General features: G+C 68.6%; 15 protein-coding genes. 6 read left to right on the top strand and 9 right to left on the bottom strand.

Going from position 1 to position 18,822, the window contains the following annotated elements:
* Positions 1 to 1,454 precede the first annotated feature (1,454 nt).
* Entirely contained in the window at positions 1,455 to 1,913 is a 459-nt protein-coding gene (locus IEW34_RS11110) for a Ros/MucR family transcriptional regulator (protein WP_188609216.1), read from the bottom strand.
* Positions 1,914 to 2,385: 472 nt separating this feature from the next.
* Between IEW34_RS11110 and IEW34_RS11105 the strand changes: the two genes are divergently transcribed.
* Both IEW34_RS11105 and IEW34_RS11100 read left to right on the top strand, forming a co-directional pair.
* Complete coding sequence (locus tag IEW34_RS11105) at positions 2,386 to 3,522, top strand: L,D-transpeptidase family protein (RefSeq protein ID WP_244641920.1); 1,137 nt, start codon at positions 2,386 to 2,388, stop codon at positions 3,520 to 3,522.
* 14 nt (positions 3,523 to 3,536) lie between these two features.
* Positions 3,537 to 4,466, top strand: coding sequence for a glycosyltransferase family protein (locus IEW34_RS11100; protein WP_188609215.1), 930 nt, complete (start codon positions 3,537 to 3,539; stop codon positions 4,464 to 4,466).
* Between the two features lie 2 nt (positions 4,467 to 4,468).
* Here the strand turns inward: IEW34_RS11100 and IEW34_RS11095 are convergent, their stop codons facing one another.
* Positions 4,469 to 5,473: a glycosyltransferase family 2 protein gene (locus IEW34_RS11095; protein ID WP_188609214.1), complete on the bottom strand. Its 1,005-nt coding sequence runs from the start codon at positions 5,471 to 5,473 to the stop codon at positions 4,469 to 4,471.
* Between the two features lie 365 nt (positions 5,474 to 5,838).
* Here IEW34_RS11095 and IEW34_RS11090 point away from each other — a divergent pair, with 365 nt between their 5' ends.
* Together IEW34_RS11090 and IEW34_RS11085 are read left to right on the top strand one after the other, a co-directional pair.
* A complete protein-coding gene (locus IEW34_RS11090; RefSeq protein ID WP_188609213.1) occupies positions 5,839 to 6,222 on the top strand; it encodes a response regulator in 384 nt (127 codons plus the stop codon).
* 151 nt (positions 6,223 to 6,373) lie between these two features.
* The gene (locus tag IEW34_RS11085) at positions 6,374 to 7,432 is read left to right on the top strand and encodes a YihY/virulence factor BrkB family protein (RefSeq protein WP_188609212.1); all 1,059 of its coding nucleotides are present in this window, start codon (positions 6,374 to 6,376) and stop codon (positions 7,430 to 7,432) included.
* A gap of 12 nt (positions 7,433 to 7,444) precedes the next feature.
* Here the strand turns inward: IEW34_RS11085 and IEW34_RS11080 are convergent, their stop codons facing one another.
* The 5 genes from IEW34_RS11080 to IEW34_RS11060 form a co-directional block, all read right to left on the bottom strand.
* Positions 7,445 to 8,596, bottom strand: a complete 1,152-nt coding sequence (locus IEW34_RS11080) for a CaiB/BaiF CoA transferase family protein (protein ID WP_188609211.1) — start codon at positions 8,594 to 8,596, stop codon at positions 7,445 to 7,447.
* Positions 8,593 to 9,915, bottom strand: a complete 1,323-nt coding sequence (locus IEW34_RS11075) for an acetyl-CoA hydrolase/transferase family protein (protein WP_188609210.1) — start codon at positions 9,913 to 9,915, stop codon at positions 8,593 to 8,595. Before IEW34_RS11075 ends, IEW34_RS11080 begins: the two co-directional genes overlap by 4 nt.
* Positions 9,912 to 10,550, bottom strand: coding sequence for a glutathione S-transferase family protein (locus tag IEW34_RS11070; protein ID WP_188609209.1), 639 nt, complete (start codon positions 10,548 to 10,550; stop codon positions 9,912 to 9,914). Before IEW34_RS11070 ends, IEW34_RS11075 begins: the two co-directional genes overlap by 4 nt.
* Positions 10,551 to 10,694: 144 nt before the next feature.
* Positions 10,695 to 11,861: an acyl-CoA dehydrogenase family protein gene (locus IEW34_RS11065; RefSeq protein WP_188609208.1), complete on the bottom strand. Its 1,167-nt coding sequence runs from the start codon at positions 11,859 to 11,861 to the stop codon at positions 10,695 to 10,697.
* A 298-nt stretch (positions 11,862 to 12,159) separates the two neighbouring features.
* A complete protein-coding gene (locus IEW34_RS11060) occupies positions 12,160 to 12,933 on the bottom strand; it encodes an enoyl-CoA hydratase/isomerase family protein (protein ID WP_188609207.1) in 774 nt (257 codons plus the stop codon).
* Positions 12,934 to 13,177: 244 nt separating this feature from the next.
* On the opposite strand from IEW34_RS11060, the gene IEW34_RS11055 reads away from it, so the two are divergent.
* Positions 13,178 to 14,749: an acyl-CoA synthetase gene (locus tag IEW34_RS11055; RefSeq protein ID WP_188609206.1), complete on the top strand. Its 1,572-nt coding sequence runs from the start codon at positions 13,178 to 13,180 to the stop codon at positions 14,747 to 14,749.
* A gap of 96 nt (positions 14,750 to 14,845) precedes the next feature.
* On the opposite strand, the gene IEW34_RS11050 is transcribed toward IEW34_RS11055, so the two are convergent.
* Positions 14,846 to 16,024: a lytic murein transglycosylase gene (locus IEW34_RS11050; protein WP_188609205.1), complete on the bottom strand. Its 1,179-nt coding sequence runs from the start codon at positions 16,022 to 16,024 to the stop codon at positions 14,846 to 14,848.
* 308 nt (positions 16,025 to 16,332) lie between these two features.
* The gene (locus tag IEW34_RS11045) at positions 16,333 to 17,571 is read right to left on the bottom strand and encodes a BaiN/RdsA family NAD(P)/FAD-dependent oxidoreductase (RefSeq protein WP_188609204.1); all 1,239 of its coding nucleotides are present in this window, start codon (positions 17,569 to 17,571) and stop codon (positions 16,333 to 16,335) included.
* 233 nt (positions 17,572 to 17,804) lie between these two features.
* On the opposite strand from IEW34_RS11045, the gene IEW34_RS11040 reads away from it, so the two are divergent.
* On the top strand, positions 17,805 to 18,716 hold the full coding sequence (locus IEW34_RS11040; RefSeq protein ID WP_188609203.1) for an SDR family NAD(P)-dependent oxidoreductase: 912 nt from the start codon (positions 17,805 to 17,807) through the stop codon (positions 18,714 to 18,716).
* Positions 18,717 to 18,822: the final 106 nt, after the last annotated feature.

Raw genomic sequence — 18,822 nt, 5'->3', positions numbered from 1 at the left:
CAGCGTTCGCTCTGAGCCAGGATCAAACTCTCAGATTGGATGAGAATTTGTCTCGGCTTGGTCTCTACGCGAATTGACGGAGCCTCAACATCCGATCCAAAATACCGCCGAAGCAATACTCAAATCGATGTGAGCTCCGAAACGTAGTACCGCCGATATCCTCGGCAGCAAACCAAACATCCCACGTCCGTGGAACGCTCAGCCTGCCCGCAAGGACAACGCCGTCTACGCTTCTCTTTCCTATTCAATTGTCAAACAGCAGCGCATCTCCGCAAGGCCAAAACCTCACCCCGATGCAAAATCCCTTCACACCAAAAACAGGCCTTAGCCCCGATCCGTATCGGGCCCAGACCCCATCTAAGGTGGAAGAGATAAACGAAACCGCGGAAACCGCCGCGCCCCGTCGATGAGGTGCTTATATGGAGGGGGGCCTTCCGCTGTCAACATCGACCGCAAGATTTTTGTCATCGAGCGGATGCGGCGGCGTTCCGCGTCGCGTCGCGGGCTCACTGGACGGCTGCCGGCGGACGGCTTGGCCGAGCGCGGAAAAGCAGGCGCATCAAGTGTTTCGTTCGCCGGGCGACGGCGCGAGTGTGCCCCCGCGCGGGCCGTTCACGGAGTTGTCCACAGCCCCCGGCGGGCTGTGGATGACGTTCCCATGTCACCTCGCCGGGCGAGCGGCTGGGCCAAGCGAACGCGGCTGAACCTTTCAGTAGGGCAGGCAGGCACGTCGGATGAGCGCTCTTGATTGCGCGAGCGCTCCCTTTTGGGAGAGGGGTGGGAGCCGTTCGTGGCGCCCCCGTCGGTCGCTGGGGAGGCCTCGCTCGTCACGGATGACGAGAGCGGCGTGGGAGGGGAGGGGGAGTGGCGGCCCTCGGGCAGCCTGGCGCCGAGGGCATATGCTGCACACACAGCACCCCCATTCGCAGGACGAATGAGCGCAAGTGCGCGATGGCGATGTTGAGCCGTCGCCGTGGCGATCGTGGGGCGTCGTAGCCGAGGGGCGGCGGGGGGCTGCGGATTGCCCTGGAAAGAGGCATCGAGCGACCGGCCGACCGGCGCATTCTCCGCCTCCGTTCGAGCTGGCCCTGGCGCGCCGAGCTTGGCTGGCCGGGCAGGCAGTGCTCCTGGCCGCAGCAGGGTCGGAACGCTCTGTCGAGGCCTGGGATGCGCGTGCGCGCCGAGCGCTCGGCGATCCGGTGAGCCGCTCAATCGCCGAAAGGGTGCCTAGAATTCAAAGGGCCTAGGATCTCTATGCAATCGGAGGATCTCATCCAATTGCGAAATGCTCGGGCTCTCTCCGATCGAGGGGATGCGGTCGACCGGAGAGAGTGGCCCGGCTTCGAAGATTTGGAGCATTTCCGTCCGGCCAGATGGGCCGGTCGGACCCAGGCATGCGCTGGCGCCGTGCGCGCCCGGGGTGCCGGGCGGCGCGGATGGAGCGCCAATGGCCCTCAGGCGTTCGCCTTCTTGCGCGGGCTGCGGCTGACCGGCTCGGGCGGGCGCCGGCGCCGCTGCTGGCCGAGGCCCATCGACTTGGCCAGGGCGGAGCGCGAAGCGGCGTAATTGGGCGCCACCATGGGGTAGTCGCTCGGCAGGTTCCACTTGGCCCGGTATTGCTCGGGCGTCATGTCGTAGGCGGTCCGCAGATGCCGCTTCAGTGATTTGAACTTCTTGCCGTCCTCCAGGCAAACGATGAAGTCTGGCATGATCGATTTCTTGATCGGCACGGCCGGTACCTGCGGCTCGGCCGGCGGCTCGACGGCGCCTGCCGACAGCTTTGCCAAGGATTGGTGCACCGATCCGATGATCGCTGCCAGGGCCGCGCCATCGAGTTGGTTATTGGCCACATAAGCAGCAACGATATCGGCCGTCAGCTCGATCAATGTCTGGGGCTCAGGGGTATCAGCCATGGAATCGTATCCTTCAATGCAGCCGTAACCTAGTCCGTGTCGGCCGGATTGCAAGGATGAATACACGGCTTCTTCTCTGGCCGGCAATTCAATGCATGTCACGGTCTTTACCTATTGGGCGAATGAGGGCATGCTCACACGGAGGCCTGTCGTCCGCCTGCCCGGCGCGGCGGAGCAACCGGTTCGCGATTGGTCTATGCGCGCGGTTGGCGATCGGCGGCAGGACCAGGCGGAGCAACCACTTCCTGGGTGCTCGGCCCCAAATGTTGCCCTAATCGCCATGCTGAACTTGCCGGCGGCCCGCGGCCGAAGCAGTCTGCCGCGGCAGGCATGTGTCCCGCCGGAGGCGGGATGGCGATTTGGCCGCGGCACGGGAGAGGCTGGCAAACGACGCATGCGCGGCACGCGGAGATCCAGGGCCTGGCTTGTTGTTCTCCTCGGCGTCTGTGCGGCCGTCGCGCCGGCGCGAGCGGTGGGCTTCGCCAAGCAGTTTGCCAAGCACCTGGCGCCCATCCCGGCGTCCACACAGGCCCTGATGGCGGCGCGCGGCACCAGCCCCTCGGCGCCGGTCCTCATCCGCGTTTACAAGAGGGAAGCCGAGCTGCAGGTTTGGAAGCTTGGGCGCAACGGCCGCTATGTGTTCCTCAAGACCTTTCCGATCTGCCGCTGGTCTGGGCAGCTCGGGCCGAAGCGCCGGGTGGGAGACCGTCAGGCGCCGGAGGGATTCTATGCCATCACGCCACGACTGATGAACCCCAACTCGGCCTACTATCTCTCCTTCGACACGGGCTTTCCCAATGCCTATGACCGCGCCCAAAATTATACGGGCTCGGCGCTCATGGTCCACGGCACCTGTTCGTCGATGGGTTGCTATGCCATGACCGACAAGGGGATCGGCGAGATCTTCGCCATCGTTCGGGAGGCCTTTGCCGGCGGACAGCAGGCCTTTCAGTTCCAGGCCTTCCCCTTTCGCATGACGGCCGAGAACATGGCCCGTCATCGCAATGATCCGAACATCGACTTCTGGCGCCAGCTGAAAGAGGGGTCGGACCGCTTCGAGGCCACTGGCGCGGAGCCTGCGGCCGGTCTGGCCGGCGGCCGCTACGCCTTCGCGCCCTATCGGGATCGTGCCAAGGAAGCCGAGGCTCGCGCACGCGTGAGCGACCAGGCGGAACGGATCGCCACCCTGATCGCCGACGGCAGTGCGTCCGTGCGCACCACCTATGCCGACGGGGGGACCAATACGGCCTTTGCCGCGCTCGCCCGCATCGCCTCGCCGGCCCTTGGCGTGGTGAGCCGGCCCGAGGCCCTGGCCTTCGCGGGCCGCGAAGTGGTGATCATCCCGGCCCGCAAGCTGAAGCCGCCGCCCACCGAGATCGCCAAAGCGACGATCCCGGCGCGGCCCGTGCAAGTCGCCTTCACGCTGGCCGGGCCCACGGCTCAGGCCGCATTCGTGCCGCTCCCAGCCGCCGCCGCGCCGGCGGCGGCGCAGAGCCGCATCGACCTGGCGCACGCGCCCGCGTCCGCCGAGCCCATCCTGCTGGGCCTCACGCGCGCCGCCGAGGGGGACGATGCGCCGATACCGCTTGTGGTGGCATCCCAGCATTGATGGACGAGACGAGCGTGGGTGACCCAGCCGGCTTCGATCGCTCTGCGGTTGCCGCCGGCGTCGTGCTGTTCGGGCCCGACCGCGCCCGACTGACTGCCCTGCTTGCGGCGGTCGAGACCGACGTCGGTAAGGTCTTCGCCGTGGTCAACGGCCGCATCGACGCGGAGCTGCGCGCTGAGCTCAGGCAGCGGCCACGCTTGGGACTCATCGAGTGCCCGGTCAACTTCGGCGTGGCGACGGCGCTCAATCTGCTCGCCCTGGCGGCGACCTTGGACGGCTTTCCGCGACTGATCCTGTTCGACCAGGATTCGCGGCCCGCGGAGGGGCTCGTGGCCCGCCTCGGGGCGCGCTTCGAGGAGCTTGCGCGGGCGGGCCGCAACCCCGCGGTGGTCGGACCGCTGATGGTGGCGCCGTCGCGGGGGGCGGCCTACAAATCGCCGCGCCTGTTCCGGCGCCCGCCCGCCGGAGCAGGGACCGAAGCCGGAGCGGCCGTCGCCGTCGATGTGCTGGCGACGTCGGGCTCGCTGATCGCGCTCGAGGCCTTCTGCCGCGTCGGCAAGTTCCGGGATGACTACTTCATCGATGCCGTCGACGTGGAGTGGTGCTTTCGCGCCTGGGCTCGCGGTTATTCGTGCTGGATCGACCGCGACGTGACCATGATCCACACCGTCGGCGAAGGCGAGATCCGCATCGGCCCCGTGGCGACGCCGCGCCAGAAAGCGTTCCGAATGGGCGCCTATGTCCGCAACACCATCTACGGCTTCAGGCTTGGCCATGTGCCCGCGCGCTTCAAGCTGCGGCAGGCGGCCTATCTGCCGATGCAGGCGCTGCTGTTCTGGGTCGACAGCGGCCTGCGCCCTTCCGTCGCCATCGGCCTCGGCCGTGCCGCATGGGCCGGCCTAAGGGGGCGGCTCGGCCCTCCGGCCGGTGCACCCGACGTGTGAGCTCAGGCGCGCTGCAGCAGTCGGCGCAGGAGGCGCGGGGTGTCGCGGATCAGGAGCCCGGCGCCGCGCAGCACCTGGCGCCACTCCCCCGGCGCCCCTGAAGCTGCGGCGCGCCCGGTCCGCAGCGGGATCTGGACGGCGAGCTGGAGGGCGAGCAAGGCGACGGCGATCGCTGTGCCGAAGTGCTTGGCCGCGAACAGAACCTCGCTGCGCAGGATGTAGAACAGCCGCCGGTCCTTCACCTGAGCGGTCGTGCCCTGGCCCTGATGCCAGACGCTCGCTCCGGCGAAGTGGACGACCGCGGTGCCGTTCTGCGTCGCCCGCAGGCAGAGATCCAGATCCTCGTAATAGACGAAGAAGCGCTCATCGAAACCACCGAGAGCGGCGAGCAGCGGCCGGCGGATCAGCAGAAACGCTCCCATCACCTGGGCCACCTCACGCGTATCCTGGTGGTCCCATTCGACCATGAAGTGCGGCGGGACCCAGGCTGGTGCGATGCGGTCGAGCGCGACGGCGCGGGCGAGGGTCAGACGCGGGGAAGGCGCGCGGGCGCAAGTGCGTTCGGTGCGGCCGCCCTCGCCCAGCAGCTTGACGCCCAGAATGCCGACACCCTCGCCCGCCGGGCTCGCCAGAAAGTCCATGGCCTTGGTCAGCGTGTCCGGCTCGACACGGGTGTCCGGGTTGAGAAACAGCACGAGCGGGCTCTGGCCCCGCGCCGCCCCCTGGTTACACGCGGCCGCGAAGCCCCGGTTCATCGCATTGCGTATGAGCGTCACCGCAAGGCCGGGCCGCGGGGCGGTTGCAACCGCGTCCGAGCCGTCGCGCGATGCGTTGTCGACCACGATCACGTGGAGATCGCGCGCCGCGGCGGCCGCGGCCAGGGCGTCGAGGCACGCGCCCAGCAGATCGCCGGAGTTCCAGTTGACGATGACGATGTCGAGCTTGGTGGCGCGTCCACACAGTGCATCGCCGATGGCGGCGGCCTCAGAGGGAGGGTCGTTGAACATCACTCGCCTGCGCTGCCGGCGCATTCAGCAACTGGGCCGGGAACAGGACGTGCGGGCCGCCGGAGACGTCCTGGTACGGCTCCGCCGCATTCCAGCGGGTCGCCACCAGCCTCGCACCGCTCCCGACATTCGCCCGTTTCGCCACCCAACCCGTCTCTGCGCGGGTCCCGGAGGGCAGCCGCGCGCCGTCCATACGCCAAGAGGGCGCCCGGACTCAACGGGCAGCTGCACTGCCTGACCCAACAAAAGTCCGGATGTCCCGCAGAATAGTCTTATGGTTGTGCGTGTGCACGAAGCGGATTGCGACTAGTTACGGCGTACGGGGCGGGTGCATGCGCACGCCGCCTCGCGGATGAAAGGGCAAAATGACGGAAACAGCTAAAGGCCGGGATGATGCCTTTCTGACGATCCTCGTCGTGGAGGACGAGTGGCTTGTCCGCGACATGGTCGCCCGGGAGCTCTCGGACGTGGGCTATCGCGTTCTGCAGAGCGAGACCGCCGACGAGGCGATGATCCTGCTGGCGCAGCACCATGTCGACCTGCTTTTGACGGATATCCGGCTGCCGGGGGAGCTCGATGGCTGGGACCTGGCCGAGCGCGCGCGTCTGAGGCGGCCGGACATGCAGATCATCTACGCCACGGCGTACTCCACCGAGCGACCTCGGCCGGTGCCCCGGAGCGTGGTCATCCAGAAGCCCTACCGCCTGCCGGAGATCGTGGCCGCCGTCAGCAAGCAGCTGCGGGCGTGATCCGAGGCGAGGCCGCCCGCGCTGCCCCGGGGCTCGGGTGATCGCTTGGCCCGGTCCGGCTCCGGGCCGCGAGATCGCGGCGCCGTCCCGGGAACCCGCGATCCGTCCGTGTGTTCTTGCCAGCACTGGGCGTTCGCTCGCGGAGCGGGACATGGCACATCTGGAGTACCCATCCGAACATGGGCCGAAGCGCCGCTCGGGTGCGGCCATCCTCCTCGGCATCGCGCTCGGCGCATGGGCGCTATGGCAGCGCGAGCCGGCGCATAATGACAGGGGTGGGCGACTGCGGCTGCCCAGGGCCTTCGTGCTCCAGCCGGTCGACTCAAGCCCGCCGGCGGCCGGTGTATCGACCTCCGCATCCACGATGACCGTTGCGCCGGGCTGGACGGGCGCGCTCTGGCACCTGTACGCGGAGATCGATCGGGACCGGGTCTTGGCGGTGGCGGCGGGCGTCACCTTCTATGCCCTGCTGGCGATCTTCCCCGCCATCATCGCGCTGATCTCGATCTACGGGCTGTTCGCCGATGCATCCACCATAGGTGAGCATCTTGGGCTGCTGGCGGGTGTACTGCCGGGCGGAGCCCTCGACATCCTGCGCGAGCAGATCACCCGCATCACCGCCAAGGGCAGCGGCATTCTGAGCTATGCCTTCGCCTTCGGCTTCGTCATCGCGCTCTGGAGCGCCAACGCCGGCATGAAGGCGCTCTTCGATGCGCTCAACGTCGTCTACGGAGAAACAGAGCGGCGCAGTTTCCTCGCGCTCAACGCGCTGTCGCTGCTGTTTACCGTCGGAGCGCTGTTGTTCGCCATGCTCGCCATGGCCGGCGTCGTCGGCGTTCCCGTGGCGCTCAGGTTCCTGGGGCTGGCCGGCGAGACGGATCGCATCGTCGACGTCGCGCGCTGGCCGGCGATGTTCGTCGTCATCACCGCAGGCCTGATGCTGGTCTACCGCATCGGTCCTTCCCGGCGCGAGCCGGCCGTGCGCCGGCTGCTTTGGGGCAGCACCATCGCGGCGATCGCCTGGATCGCCGCGTCGATGCTGTTCTCCTGGTATGTCGCGCATTTCGGCTCGTACAACGAGACCTACGGCTCGCTCGGCGCCGCCATCGGCTTCATGACCTGGATCTGGATCTCGGCGGTCATCATTCTGCTGGGCGGCGAGGTGAACCAACTCCTCGAGCAGCGGGCCGGGAGCCAGCCCGCCGTCTGAGGCCTGGTGCCATCAGCGGTTGCCGATTACCCCGGCGCTCTTGAGCTTGGCGATGCGCTCCGCGGAAAAGCCCCATTCGGCCAACGCGGCCTCGGTGCCGGCGCCGGGCAACTCCGGCGCCGTCGGCGTGGCCGGCACGGTGCGGCTGAAGCGAGGGGCAGGTGCCGGCTGCACCACGCCGTCGATCTCGATGAAGGTGTCACGCGCGGCGATGTGCGCATGCTTGGGCGCCTCCGCCATGGACAGCACCGGCGAAACGCAGGCATCGCTGCCGGCGAACGTCTCCTCCCACTGCGCGCGCGTGCGCGTGGCGATGCGCGCGGCGATGGTCTCCTTCACGGCCGGCCAGTTGGCCCTGTCGTCGTCGTTGGGCAGGGAGGCGCGGTCGACGCCCAGCAGACGGTAGAACTCCTCGCGGAACTTCTCCTCGATCGGCGCCACGGCGATGAAGCCGCCGTCGGCGCAGGCGTAGACCTCGTAGAACGGCGCGCCGCTGTCGAGGATGTTGGCGCCGCGTTCGTCCTTGTAGAGCCCGCCCTCGTGCAGGCCGTAGGCCGACGTCATCAGCGAGGCGGCCCCGTCGACCATGGCCGCGTCGACCACCTGGCCCTGGCCCGAGCGCTTCGCCTCCAGCAGCGCGCAGACCACGCCGAAGGCGAGGTAGAGGGCGCCGCCGCCGTAGTCGGCGACCAGATTGAGGGGGGGCGTCGGCGCCTGGTCCTTGCGGCCGATGGCGAACAGCGCCCCGGTGAGGCCCAGGTAGTTCATGTCGTGGCCGGCGGTCGGCGCCAGCGGGCCGGTCTGCCCCCAGCCGGTCATGCGGCCATAGACCAGACGGGGGTTGCGGGCGAGGCACACGTCCGGCCCCAGCCCCAGGCGCTCCATGGTGCCGGGGCGGAAGCCCTCGATCAGGGCGTCCGCGCCGGCGATCAGGTCGAGGGTCGCGGCGATGCCGTCGGGATGCTTGAGGTCGAAGGAGGCCGAGTGCCGGTTGCGGTTGAGCAGATTGTAGCGCGGGGGGCGGGGCACGCCGAGGCCGCTCGGCGCCTGGCGCTCGACGCGGATGACGGTGGCGCCCAGGTCCGCCATCAGCATGGCGGCCATCGGGGTCGGGCCGATGGCCGCCATTTCCACGATGCGAAGGCCTGCGAGCGGTCCGGTCATCGGCTGTGATCCTGTGGCTTGGAGGTCGACACGACGGTGGGAAAGCCGCCCGGAAACAGTGCCCGCGCCTGGCGTTCCAGGTCCTCGCGGAAGGCCGGATCGGCGATGGCGATCATCCGCCTGGCACGTTCAGCGAGCGGCAGGCCCTTGAGCTCGGCCACGCCGAACTCGGTGACGAAGGTGTCGGCATCGCTGCGCGGCGTGGTCACCGGGCCGGTGAGCGCCGGCACGATGCGGCTGACGCTACCCTTGCGGGCCGTCGCCGGCAGCGCGATCACCGAGCGGCCGCCGGGCGAGGCGAGCGCCCCGCGCACGAAATCGACTTGGCCGCCGACGCCGCCGACGTAGGCCCCATCCACCACCTCGGCATTGATCTGGCCGGTGAGGTCGACCTCGACGGCCGAGTTCAGCCCGACGAAGGCGGGCAGGCGCGCCAGCACGCCGTGGCCGTGGGTATAGGTGGGGAGCGCCATCCGCAGCGCCGGGTTGCGGTCGGCGAAGCGAAACAGCTTGCGGCCGCCGAACAGGCAGCCGGCGATGGTGATGCCGGTGTCGAACGGCTTGCGGGCATTGGTGATGACGCCGGCCTCGATCAGGTCGACGGTGCGGTCGCTGATCATGCCGGAGTGGAAGCCGAGGTCGCGGTGGCCCATCAGCGCCGAGAGGATGGCGTCGGGCATGGCGCCGATGCCGATCTCGATGACGGCCCCGTCGGGCACCAGCGCCGCCACGTGGGCGGCGATGGCCTCCTCGGCCGGCCCGACGCGGGCCGGCGCCAGCTCCACCGGCGGCCGCGCCGCCTCCACGCAGATGTCGATGCGCACGTCGTCGGGCAGTTCGCCACCGAAGGTCCAGGGCTGTTCGGCATTGACCTGGGCGATGACGAGGCGGGCGCGCCGCGCTGCCGCGACCAGATAGTCCGTGACCATGCCGAGGCTCGGCGGCCGGCCGTCGTCGCCCGGCGTCAGCTGCAGCATCACCACATCGGCCGGAATGACGCCGTCGGCGAAGAGGCCGGGCAGGGCGCTGTAGTGGGCGGCCACCGGGTCGAGCCGCCCGGCCCGGGCGATCTGGCCGGCGCGCGAGATCGCGCCGTAGCCGGAGAAGGCGAGCCCTTCGGTCCGCTCCGGCGCGAAGGTGTCGGAGAACAACGGCCCGACGAACACCCGGGCGCCGGCGTAGGCGGCGCGCTGGGCGACCAGGGCCTCGGTCAGGGCCTGCGGCTCGCCGGTGCCCTGGCCGACGACGACCGTGTCGCCCGGCCGCACCAGGCCGGCGAGATCGAGCGCCGCGATATCGACTGCGGAGGGAAGCCTCATGCCGCGCCTGAGGTGCCGGCCATGATCTTGGCGTTGACCGCGTCGGCGCGCGCCGACGCCGGGCGGCCGCCGACACGCGCCAGATAGGCCATCACCTCGGGTGCTTCAGGCACGAGCTTAAAGGCGGTCATGAAGCCGAGCGCCGAGCCCCACAGCACGTCGACGGCGGTGAAGCGCTCGCCAAGCATGTAGGGCCCCTGGCGCAACTGCCCGAGCAGCGTGCCGAGCACCGCGTCGGCGCTGCCGTAGGGGGAGCTCATCGCCGGCCCCGGGTCGCGCTTGCCCGCAATGTCGCCCATCGCCGGCTCGAAGCAGGCGGCGTAGAAGACCAGCCAGCGCAGGTATGGGCCGCGCAGCGGGTCGCTCAGCGCCGGCGCCAGGCCCGCCTCGGGGAAGAGGTCGGCGAGATAGGTGTAGATCGCCACCTGCTCCGTGACGACGGCTGCGCCGACGCGGATCGTCGGCAGCTTGCCCATCGGATTGATGGCAAGGAAGGTCGGTTCGCGCTGCACGCCCTTGGTGATGTCGATGATCTCGAGTTTGTAGGGCGCGCCGAGCTCTTCGAGCAGCACCAATGTCCCGGCCGACCGTGAGTGCGGCCAGTGGTAGAGGGTGACCTCTCGGCTGTCGCTCATGTGAGAACCTCCCGGTTGGCCGGCTGCTGCTGCCGGCAGGCGGTGTTGTCGAGTGGATGGGGCGGCCGGGTCAAGTCCGGCCGTTCATCGGCGCAACGAGCGTCCGCGACCCTCGATCCGGCTTGCGCTCAATAGGACTTGCGCTCAATAGGACTTGGGCAGGCCCAGCACCTTCTCGGCGATGAAGCAGAGGATGAGCTGGGGGCTGATCGGCGCAATGCGCGGGATCATGATCTCGCGCAGGTAGCGCTCGACGTGAAAGTCCTTGGCGTAGCCGAAGCCGCCGTGGGTCATGACGGCCGTCTGGCAAGCCTTGTAGCCGGCTTCCGCCGCGAGGAACTTGGCGCTGTTGGCCTCGGCCCCGCACGACAGACCGTTGTCGTAGCGCCAGGCGGCGTTCATCGTCATCAGGCGGGCGGCCTCCAGCTCCATCCAGGCCTGCGCCAACGGGTGCTGGATGCCCTGGTTCTGGCCGATCGGCCGATCGAACACGATCCGCTCCTTGGCGTAGTTCGCCGCCCGTTCGATGGCGACGAGGCCGAGGCCGACCGATTCGGCCGCAATCAGCACACGCTCCGGATTGAGCCCATGCAGAATGAGCTCGAAGCCCTTGCCCTCTTCGCCGATCAGATCGTCGATCGGGACGGGCAGGCCGTCGAGGAACACCTGGTTGGAGTCGACGGCCTTGCGGCCCATCTTGTCGATCTCGCGGATCTCGACATAGTCGCGGTCGATGTCGGTGTAGAACAGGCTGAGGCCCTGGGTCGGCCGCTTCACCTCGTCGAGCGGGGTGGTGCGGGCGAGGATCAGCGCCTTGTCGGCTACCTGGGCGGTGGAGATCCAGATCTTCTTGCCGCTGAGGATGTAGCGGTCGCCGTCCCGTACCGCGCGCGTCTTCAGGTGCGTGGTGTTGAGCCCGGCGTCCGGCTCGGTCACCATGAAGCAGGCCTTCTCGTCGCCCGCCACCAGCGGCGGCAGCATGCGCCGCTTCTGCTCGTCGGTGCCGAAGACGACGACCGGGTTGAGCCCGAAGATGTTCATGTGCACCGCCGAGGCGCCGGACATGCCGGCACCAGACTGGCTGATGGCCTGCATCATGATCGCCGCCTCGGTGATGCCGAGGCCCGAGCCGCCGAACTCCTCGGGGATGCAGATGCCGAGGAAGCCCTCGCGGGCGAGCGCCTGGTGCAGCTCGTGCGGGAAGCCGCCGTCCTTGTCGTGTGCCAGCCAAAAGTCGTCGTCGAAGCGCGCAGCGATGTCGGCGACCGCATCACGGATCGCTTCCTGCTCGGGCGTCAGCGCGAAATCCATCGCAGCCTCCCATCACGAATGGGGGCCGGTGGAATCCGGCCCTCCGTCAACCTAGAGCATTTCCGCGGTTCTTCGAATCGCCGAAATGCTCTATCTGTTTGATCTGGCGCGTTTTCTTTACGCGAACCGGCGTCCACTTCGCTCGAAAACGCTCTGGCCCAGTCCAGCCCGCAGGAGCATTTCCCGATCCGATTGAATCATCTGATCGGGCGGGAATGCTTCATGTCGTTGAACCTGAAGCGCCTCCCCGACCGGGTGATTTCACCCGATCGCGACGCGCTCCACCCGCCCCGGCCGATCATGCGACTTCGGCGAAGCGGGCCTTACGCTTCTCCAGGAAGGCACTGACCCCCTCGGCGAACTCCTTGCTGTCGAAGGCGATGGCTTGGGCCATGGCCTCGAAGGCGAGGAAGTCGTCGGTGCGGCCATAGGCGTTGTTCAGCATGGTCTTGGTCAGGCCCAGGGACACGCCGGGGCCAGCCGCGAGCTCGGCCGCGAGCGCCAGCGCCTCCTCGACGATCCGGTCGGCCGGGACGATGCGCGAGGCGATGCCCATCTCGACCGCCTCGGGCGGGTCGACGCGCCGATTGGTGAGCAGCAGGTCGCGGGCGCGCGCCATGCCGATGGCCCGCGGCAGCGTCATCGCCAGGGCGAGGTCCGGCACCGCGCCCAGGCCCGGAAAGCCCGCCTTGAAGAACGACGTGTCCGCGGCGAGCACGATGTCGCAGACCATGGCGAGCGAGAAGCCGGCGCCGGCAGCCGCGCCGTTGACGGCGGCGATGACCGGCTTCTCGCCGGTCAGGATCTTCTCGACCCAACTGTGCGAGCGCTGCAGGCGGGCACGGATCACCGGGCCGCCTCGCTCCTTCATGTCGCGGATGTCGCCGCCGGCGCAGAAAGCGTTGCCGGCGCCGGTGAGCACCAGCGCCCGCACCGACTTGTCCGCCATCAGCAGCGGGACGTTGGTCTGCAGGCCTTCCTTGATCGCCGGCTCGAGCGCGTTGCGGCTCTTCTCCCGATTGAGCCGGATGAGCGCCACGGGCCCGTGATGTTCGACCAGTACCGCGTCCATGAGGTCCTCCCCTTCAGATCCCGGGTTGACGTAAGTCCGCGCCAAGCGCGAATGAGCCGCCGCGCCGGCGCGGGTATTCGCCCCGCACATGCGCGCCGCCGCCAAGCGCTCTCCACATCCCGGAAACTTGCTCTATGGTGCGCGCCCGCGAATTGCGAAACTATATTTCGCAAGGCCAGCCCCAGTGCAAGCGCCGTCTCCCGCGCAATGCCTCGTCGGCAGAGAGCGCGGCGCGGCGCCTGGGATGGGCAAGGCGACGAGCGAACGATGCGAGGACAGCGTGAGCCTGACCAATGGAATCCTGAGCGGTGAGCGGCTTCTCGGCCCGGCGGCTTTCGACGAGCGGCTGCGCCGGGCGGCCAGCGCCTTCGCGGCGCTCGGCGTCCGACGCGACGACTGCGTGGCGGTGCTGCTGCGCAACGATTTCCCCTTCCTGGAGGCGAGCCTGGCAGCGCAGCGGCTCGGCGCCTATGCGGTGCCGGTCAACTGGCACTTCAAGGCGGAGGAGGTGCACTATGTGCTCACCGACAGCGGCGCCAAGGTGCTCGTCGCCCATGCGGACCTGCTCGCCGGACTGCGCGGTGCGGTGCCGGCCGGCGTGACGGTGATCGAGGTGCCGACGCCGCCGGAGATCGTCCAGGCCTACAGGGTCACGCCGGAGGCGGCGCGGCCGGCGCCCGGGGCCCGCATCTGGGACGAGCTCATCGCCGCGCACCCGCCGCAGGACGGGCCGCCGGCCCCCGCGAGCGACAGCATGGTCTACACATCGGGCACCACCGGGCACCCCAAGGGCGTGCGCCGCAAGCCGGCCACCGAGGAGGAGCGGATCAAGGTCGAAGAGATGCGCAACCTCGTCTACGGGTTCCGGCCGGGCATGCGCACGGCGATCGCGGCGCCCATGTACCACAGCGCGCCGAACGCCTTCTCGTTGCGCGCCGCCCGCTTGGCCGAGCTGTTCATCGTCATGCCGCGCTTCGATCCGGAGGCGGTGCTCGCGGCCATCGACAAGGAGAAGCTGACGCATCTGTGGCTGGTGCCGACGATGTTCGTGCGCCTGCTCAAGCTGCCGGCGGAGGTGCGGGCCCGCTACGACGTGTCGTCGCTCCAGTTCATCATCCACGCCGGCGCGCCCTGTCCGCCGGACGTGAAGGAGGCGATGATCGGCTGGGTCGGCCCGATCGTGCACGAGTATTACGGCGGCACGGAATCGGGCCCGGTGGTGTTCTGCACCAGCGCCGAATGGCTGGCCCACCGGGGCACCGTCGGCAAACCGATCCCCGGCTCGCACGTGGAGGTGCAGGACGATAACGGTAACGAACTGCCGGCCGGCCAGCAGGGCGAGATCTTCATGCGGATCTCGTACTATCCGGATTTCACCTATCACAACCTGCCGGAGAAGCGCCGCGAGATCGACCGCAAGGGGCTGATCACCTGCGGCGACGTCGGCTACTTCGACGAGGACGGGTTCCTCTATATCCGCGACCGCAAGCGCGACATGGTCATCTCGGGTGGCGTCAACATATACCCGGCCGAGATCGAATCGGTGCTGGCGGCCCTCGACGGGGTCCGCGACTGCGCCGTGTTCGGCATTCCCGACGCGGAGTACGGCGAGGCACTCATGGCGTTGGTCCAGCCGCTGGAGGGGCGCACGCTGGCGCCGGAGGCGATCCGCGCCGAGCTCAGGCAGCACCTGGCCGACTATAAGGTGCCCAAGCACGTTGAGGTGCGCCAGGAGCTGCCGCGCGAGGATTCCGGCAAAATCTTCAAGCGCGTGCTCCGCGAGCCCTATTGGCAGGGCGCCGGACGCGCCGTGTAGCACGCACCGGAGGGGCAGGCTTGGAGCTGCCGATCCGATCAGATGGTGCCATCTGATCGGATCGATGTGCCTTGGTGGGAGGAGCGCGTCGTGTGCCTACTGCCGGCCGCCGAGCGCCCGATAGATCTTGGTGCCGGCGCGGCCCGTACCCGGCATGCCGACGCTCTGCTCGGCCGCGGCGATGGCGGCACGCGAGGCCTGGCCGATCTTGCCGTCCGCGTCGCCGATGTTGTAGCCGCGCGCGATGAGCAGTTTCTGCAGATCCAGCCGCTGGAGGCGGTTGAGCCCCGGGTCGTCGGTGGGCCAGGCCGTGACGAGCTCGGGCCCGCCGGCCAGGCGCTGGGCCAGATAGGAGATGGCGAGCGCGTAGGATTCCGCCTGATTGTAGGCGTAGATCGCGTCGAAGTTCGGGAACACTAGGAAGCCAGGCCCGTTGCGGCCGGCCGGCAGCAGCAGGCCGGCGGCACCGTTGCCCGACAGCGGGCGGCCGTCGGCGCGGGTCACGCCGTGGTTGGCGTAGGTCGCGAGCGCCACGCGGTTCTTGCGCCCGGTGGGGCCGCTGTAGCCCGACGGTACCTTGACCTCCACCAGGTAAGGCTGGCCCGGGCGCCAGCCGGCTTTGCGCAGGTAGTTCGCCGTCGAGCCGAGCGCATCGGCGGTCGACTTGACCAGGTCGCGGCGCCCGTCACCGTCGAAATCCACCGCCAGCCGCTGGTAGGTGGTGGGAATGAACTGGGTCTGACCAAAGGCGCCGGCCCAGGAGCCGTACAGCTCGTTGAGCTGGAGGTCACCCTGGTGCACGAGCTTGAGCGCGGCGATCAGCTCGGAGCGCCAGAAGTTGGCGCGCGGATTGCCGGTGCAGATGAGCGTGGCCAGGGCGTGTGGAAGATAGTTGTCGCCGGTGTCCTGGCCGAAATTGGTCTCGACGCCCCAGACGCCGGCGATGACGTAGCGGCTGACGCCGAAGCGCTCTTCGGCCGCCTTCAGCGCTGCCGCGTGCTTGCGCATGAGTGCCTTGCCGTCGTCGACGCGCTGCTCGTCGACGAGGAAGCCGATGTAGTCCCAGATCGGCATCTTGAACTCGGGCTGAACCTTGGAGAGGCGCACCACCTTGTCGTTCGGCGCAGTGAGATCGAGCGCTTTTGCGGCAACGGCAGGGCTGACGCCGGCCGCGACGACGGACGAGCGCAGGTTGGCGACGCAGGACTGGAAATCGGCCAGGGCGGGACCGGTCCATGCGGCCAAAGCGGCCGCGAACAGGGCTTGAGCCCGCATGATGTCGTTCTCCCTCGGACTAGAGCACTTCCGCGTTTCGTCGAATCGCCGAAATGCTCTATCTGTTTGATTTGTCGCGTCTTCTTCACGCGAACCGGTGTCCACTTCGCTCGAAAACGCTCTAGAGCATTTGCCGTTCAGGTGGCGGGCATCTGATCGGAAAGTGCTCCAACTCTTTGTCGTTAATGCTCTTTTATCCTACCGGGCGGTTCGGCCGGTCGGTTGGCACTCCAGCTTGATTCGGCTCTGCACGACATTTGTGGCGGAGTATGGTTTCAATTTGCTTGCCGACCCAATCTGGCGACACGTCAGACGGCCTGGCCGGCGCACCAACCCGACGACCAGGCCCACTGGAAATTGTAGCCGCCGAGCCAGCCGGTCACGTCGACGACCTCGCCGATGAAGTAGAGCCCCGCAACGCCCGTCGCCGCCATGGTGCGGGAATCGAGGCCTCGGCTGTCGACGCCGCCTAGCGTGACCTCGGCGGTGCGGTAGCCCTCCGATCCCGCCGGTTTGAGCGTCCAGCGGTTCACGGCGGCCTCGAGCCGGCGCAGCTGCGCATCGGGCCAGTCGGCCAGGCGCACCGGGCCCGGCACCGCCTCGGTGATCAACTGGGCAAGCCGCTTGGGCAACAGTGCGGCGAGCGCCGTCTGCGGCGCCTGGCGGCCATTGGCGGCGCGCGCTGCCTTGAGCTCGGCCAGAATATCGACGCCGGGAGCGAGCGACAGCGTGAGGTCGTCGCCCTCGCGCCAATACGAGGAGATCTGGAGGATGGCGGGGCCGCTCAAGCCCCGGTGGGTGAACAGCATCCCGTCCTCGAATTGCGTCCTGCCAAGGCGCGCCGCCGCTTCCACGGCCACGCCGACCGCGGGGCGCAGCCGTTCCAGCGAGGGCGGATCGAGCGTCAGGGGCACCAGAGCCGGACGCGGCTCGACGACGGCGAGCCCGAACTGCTGCGCCAACTGGTAGCCGAAGCCGGTGGCGCCCATCTTCGGGATCGACTTGCCACCCGTCGCCACCACCAGCGAGCCGCCGCTGGCAATCTCCGCCGCCTCCGGCGCGGCTTCGCCCTCCCGCCGGCGCTGGCTCCGCCGCAACGCCACCGCAAAGCCATCGCCGGAGCGCTCGACGCCCGACACCGCCGTGTCGAGCCGCAGCTCGACCTTGTGGCGGCGCATCTCGCCCGTCAGCAACTGGATGATCTGGGTCGCCGAGCCGTCGCAGAACAACTGGCCCGCGGCCTTCTCGTGGTAGGCGATGCCATGCGCGTCGACCAGCGCCACGAAGTCCCGCGCCCGGTAGCGGCGCAGCGCGGAAATGCAGAAGCTCGGGTTCTGCGACAGGAAATTGGCCGGCTGCGTATTGAGGTTGGTGAAATTGCAGCGGCCGCCGCCGGAGATGCGGATCTTCTCGCCGGGCGCCGAGGCATGATCGACGACGAGCACCGAGCGGCCGCGCTTGCCCGCCTCGATCGCGCACATCATCCCGGCCGCGCCTGCGCCGAGCACGACCACGTCGAAGCGGTTCGATGGAAGCCGGTCCCCCATGCGGCCCACACGCCGGGCGCCGGCGCGAAAGTCAATCGTCGCGCAGGCCACGCCTCGACGGCGCTCCCCGAAAGTGAGAGGCTCGGCGACGCTCGGGGCGTGCGTCCGCTGCATTGCGAAAAACAATTCCGCATGCGTTGACTTGCTCGTTTCCCCCGTGTCAAGGAAGACCAAATGCCGGGCTTGACCGACGGTCGGCCCTGGCAATCCTCGTTTCAAGGGAGCGCGCGCGGATGGGATGCCTCGAAGGTAAAGTGATCGTCGTCACCGGCGCGGGCCGCGGCATCGGCCGCGACATCGCGCTGCTCGCGGCCAAGGAGGGCGGCAAGGTCGTCGTCAACGATCTGGGCGTCGACCCGGAAGGTGAGGGCGCCGACACGGGCCCCGCCGCCGACGTCGTCAAGGAGATCCGCGCGGCTGGCGGCGAGGCCATCGCCAACGGCGCCAGCGTGGCCGAGCCCGGACCGGCGGAGTCGATCGTCAAGGCAGCGGTCGACACCTACGGGCGCATCGACTGTGTCGTGAACAACGCCGGCATCCTGCGCGATCGCATCTTCCACAAGATGAGCGTCCACGACTTCGAGACGGTCATCAAGGTGCACCTGCTCGGTTCGTTCTACATGGCGCGCGCTGCCGCTCAGTATTTCCGTGAGCAGGAGAGCGGCAGCTTCGTCCATTTCACCTCGACGTCCGGCCTGATCGGCAATTTCGGCCAGGCCAACTACGCCGCGGCCAAGCTCGGCATCGTCGGCCTGTCGAAGTCGATCGCGCTCGACATGGCGCGCTACAACGTGCGCTCCAACTGCGTCTCGCCATTCGCCTGGAGCCGGCTCATCGGCACCATCCCGGCGCAGTCGGAAGCGGAGCGGCTGCGCGTCGAGCGCATGAAGGCCATGGGTCCGGAGAAGATCGCGCCGCTGGCGGTGTTCCTGGCCAGCGACCTGTCGCGCGAGGTCACCGGGCAGATCTTCGCCGCCCGCATGAACGAGATCTTCCTGATGGGCCAGTCGCGGCCGCTGCGCGGCATGCAGCGTTCGGAGGGCTGGACGCCCCAGACCATCGCCTCGCACGCTTTGCCGGCGATGAAGTCGTCGTTCTATCCGCTCGACCGCTCCGCCGACATCTTCGGCTGGGACCCGGTCTGAGCCTGCGTGTGCCGGGTGTCGCCACGCCCGGGCCGACAATGACGCGCCGCGACCTCGTCGGTGCGGCCCGCGGGTAGGGTCGAGGACGGGGTCGACGAGGAGGAAT

It is taken from the genome of Chelatococcus reniformis (assembly GCF_014640075.1).
Classification (GTDB): Bacteria; Pseudomonadota; Alphaproteobacteria; order Rhizobiales; family Beijerinckiaceae; genus Camelimonas; species Camelimonas reniformis.
This window is presented reverse-complemented; position numbering and strand designations above follow the sequence as displayed.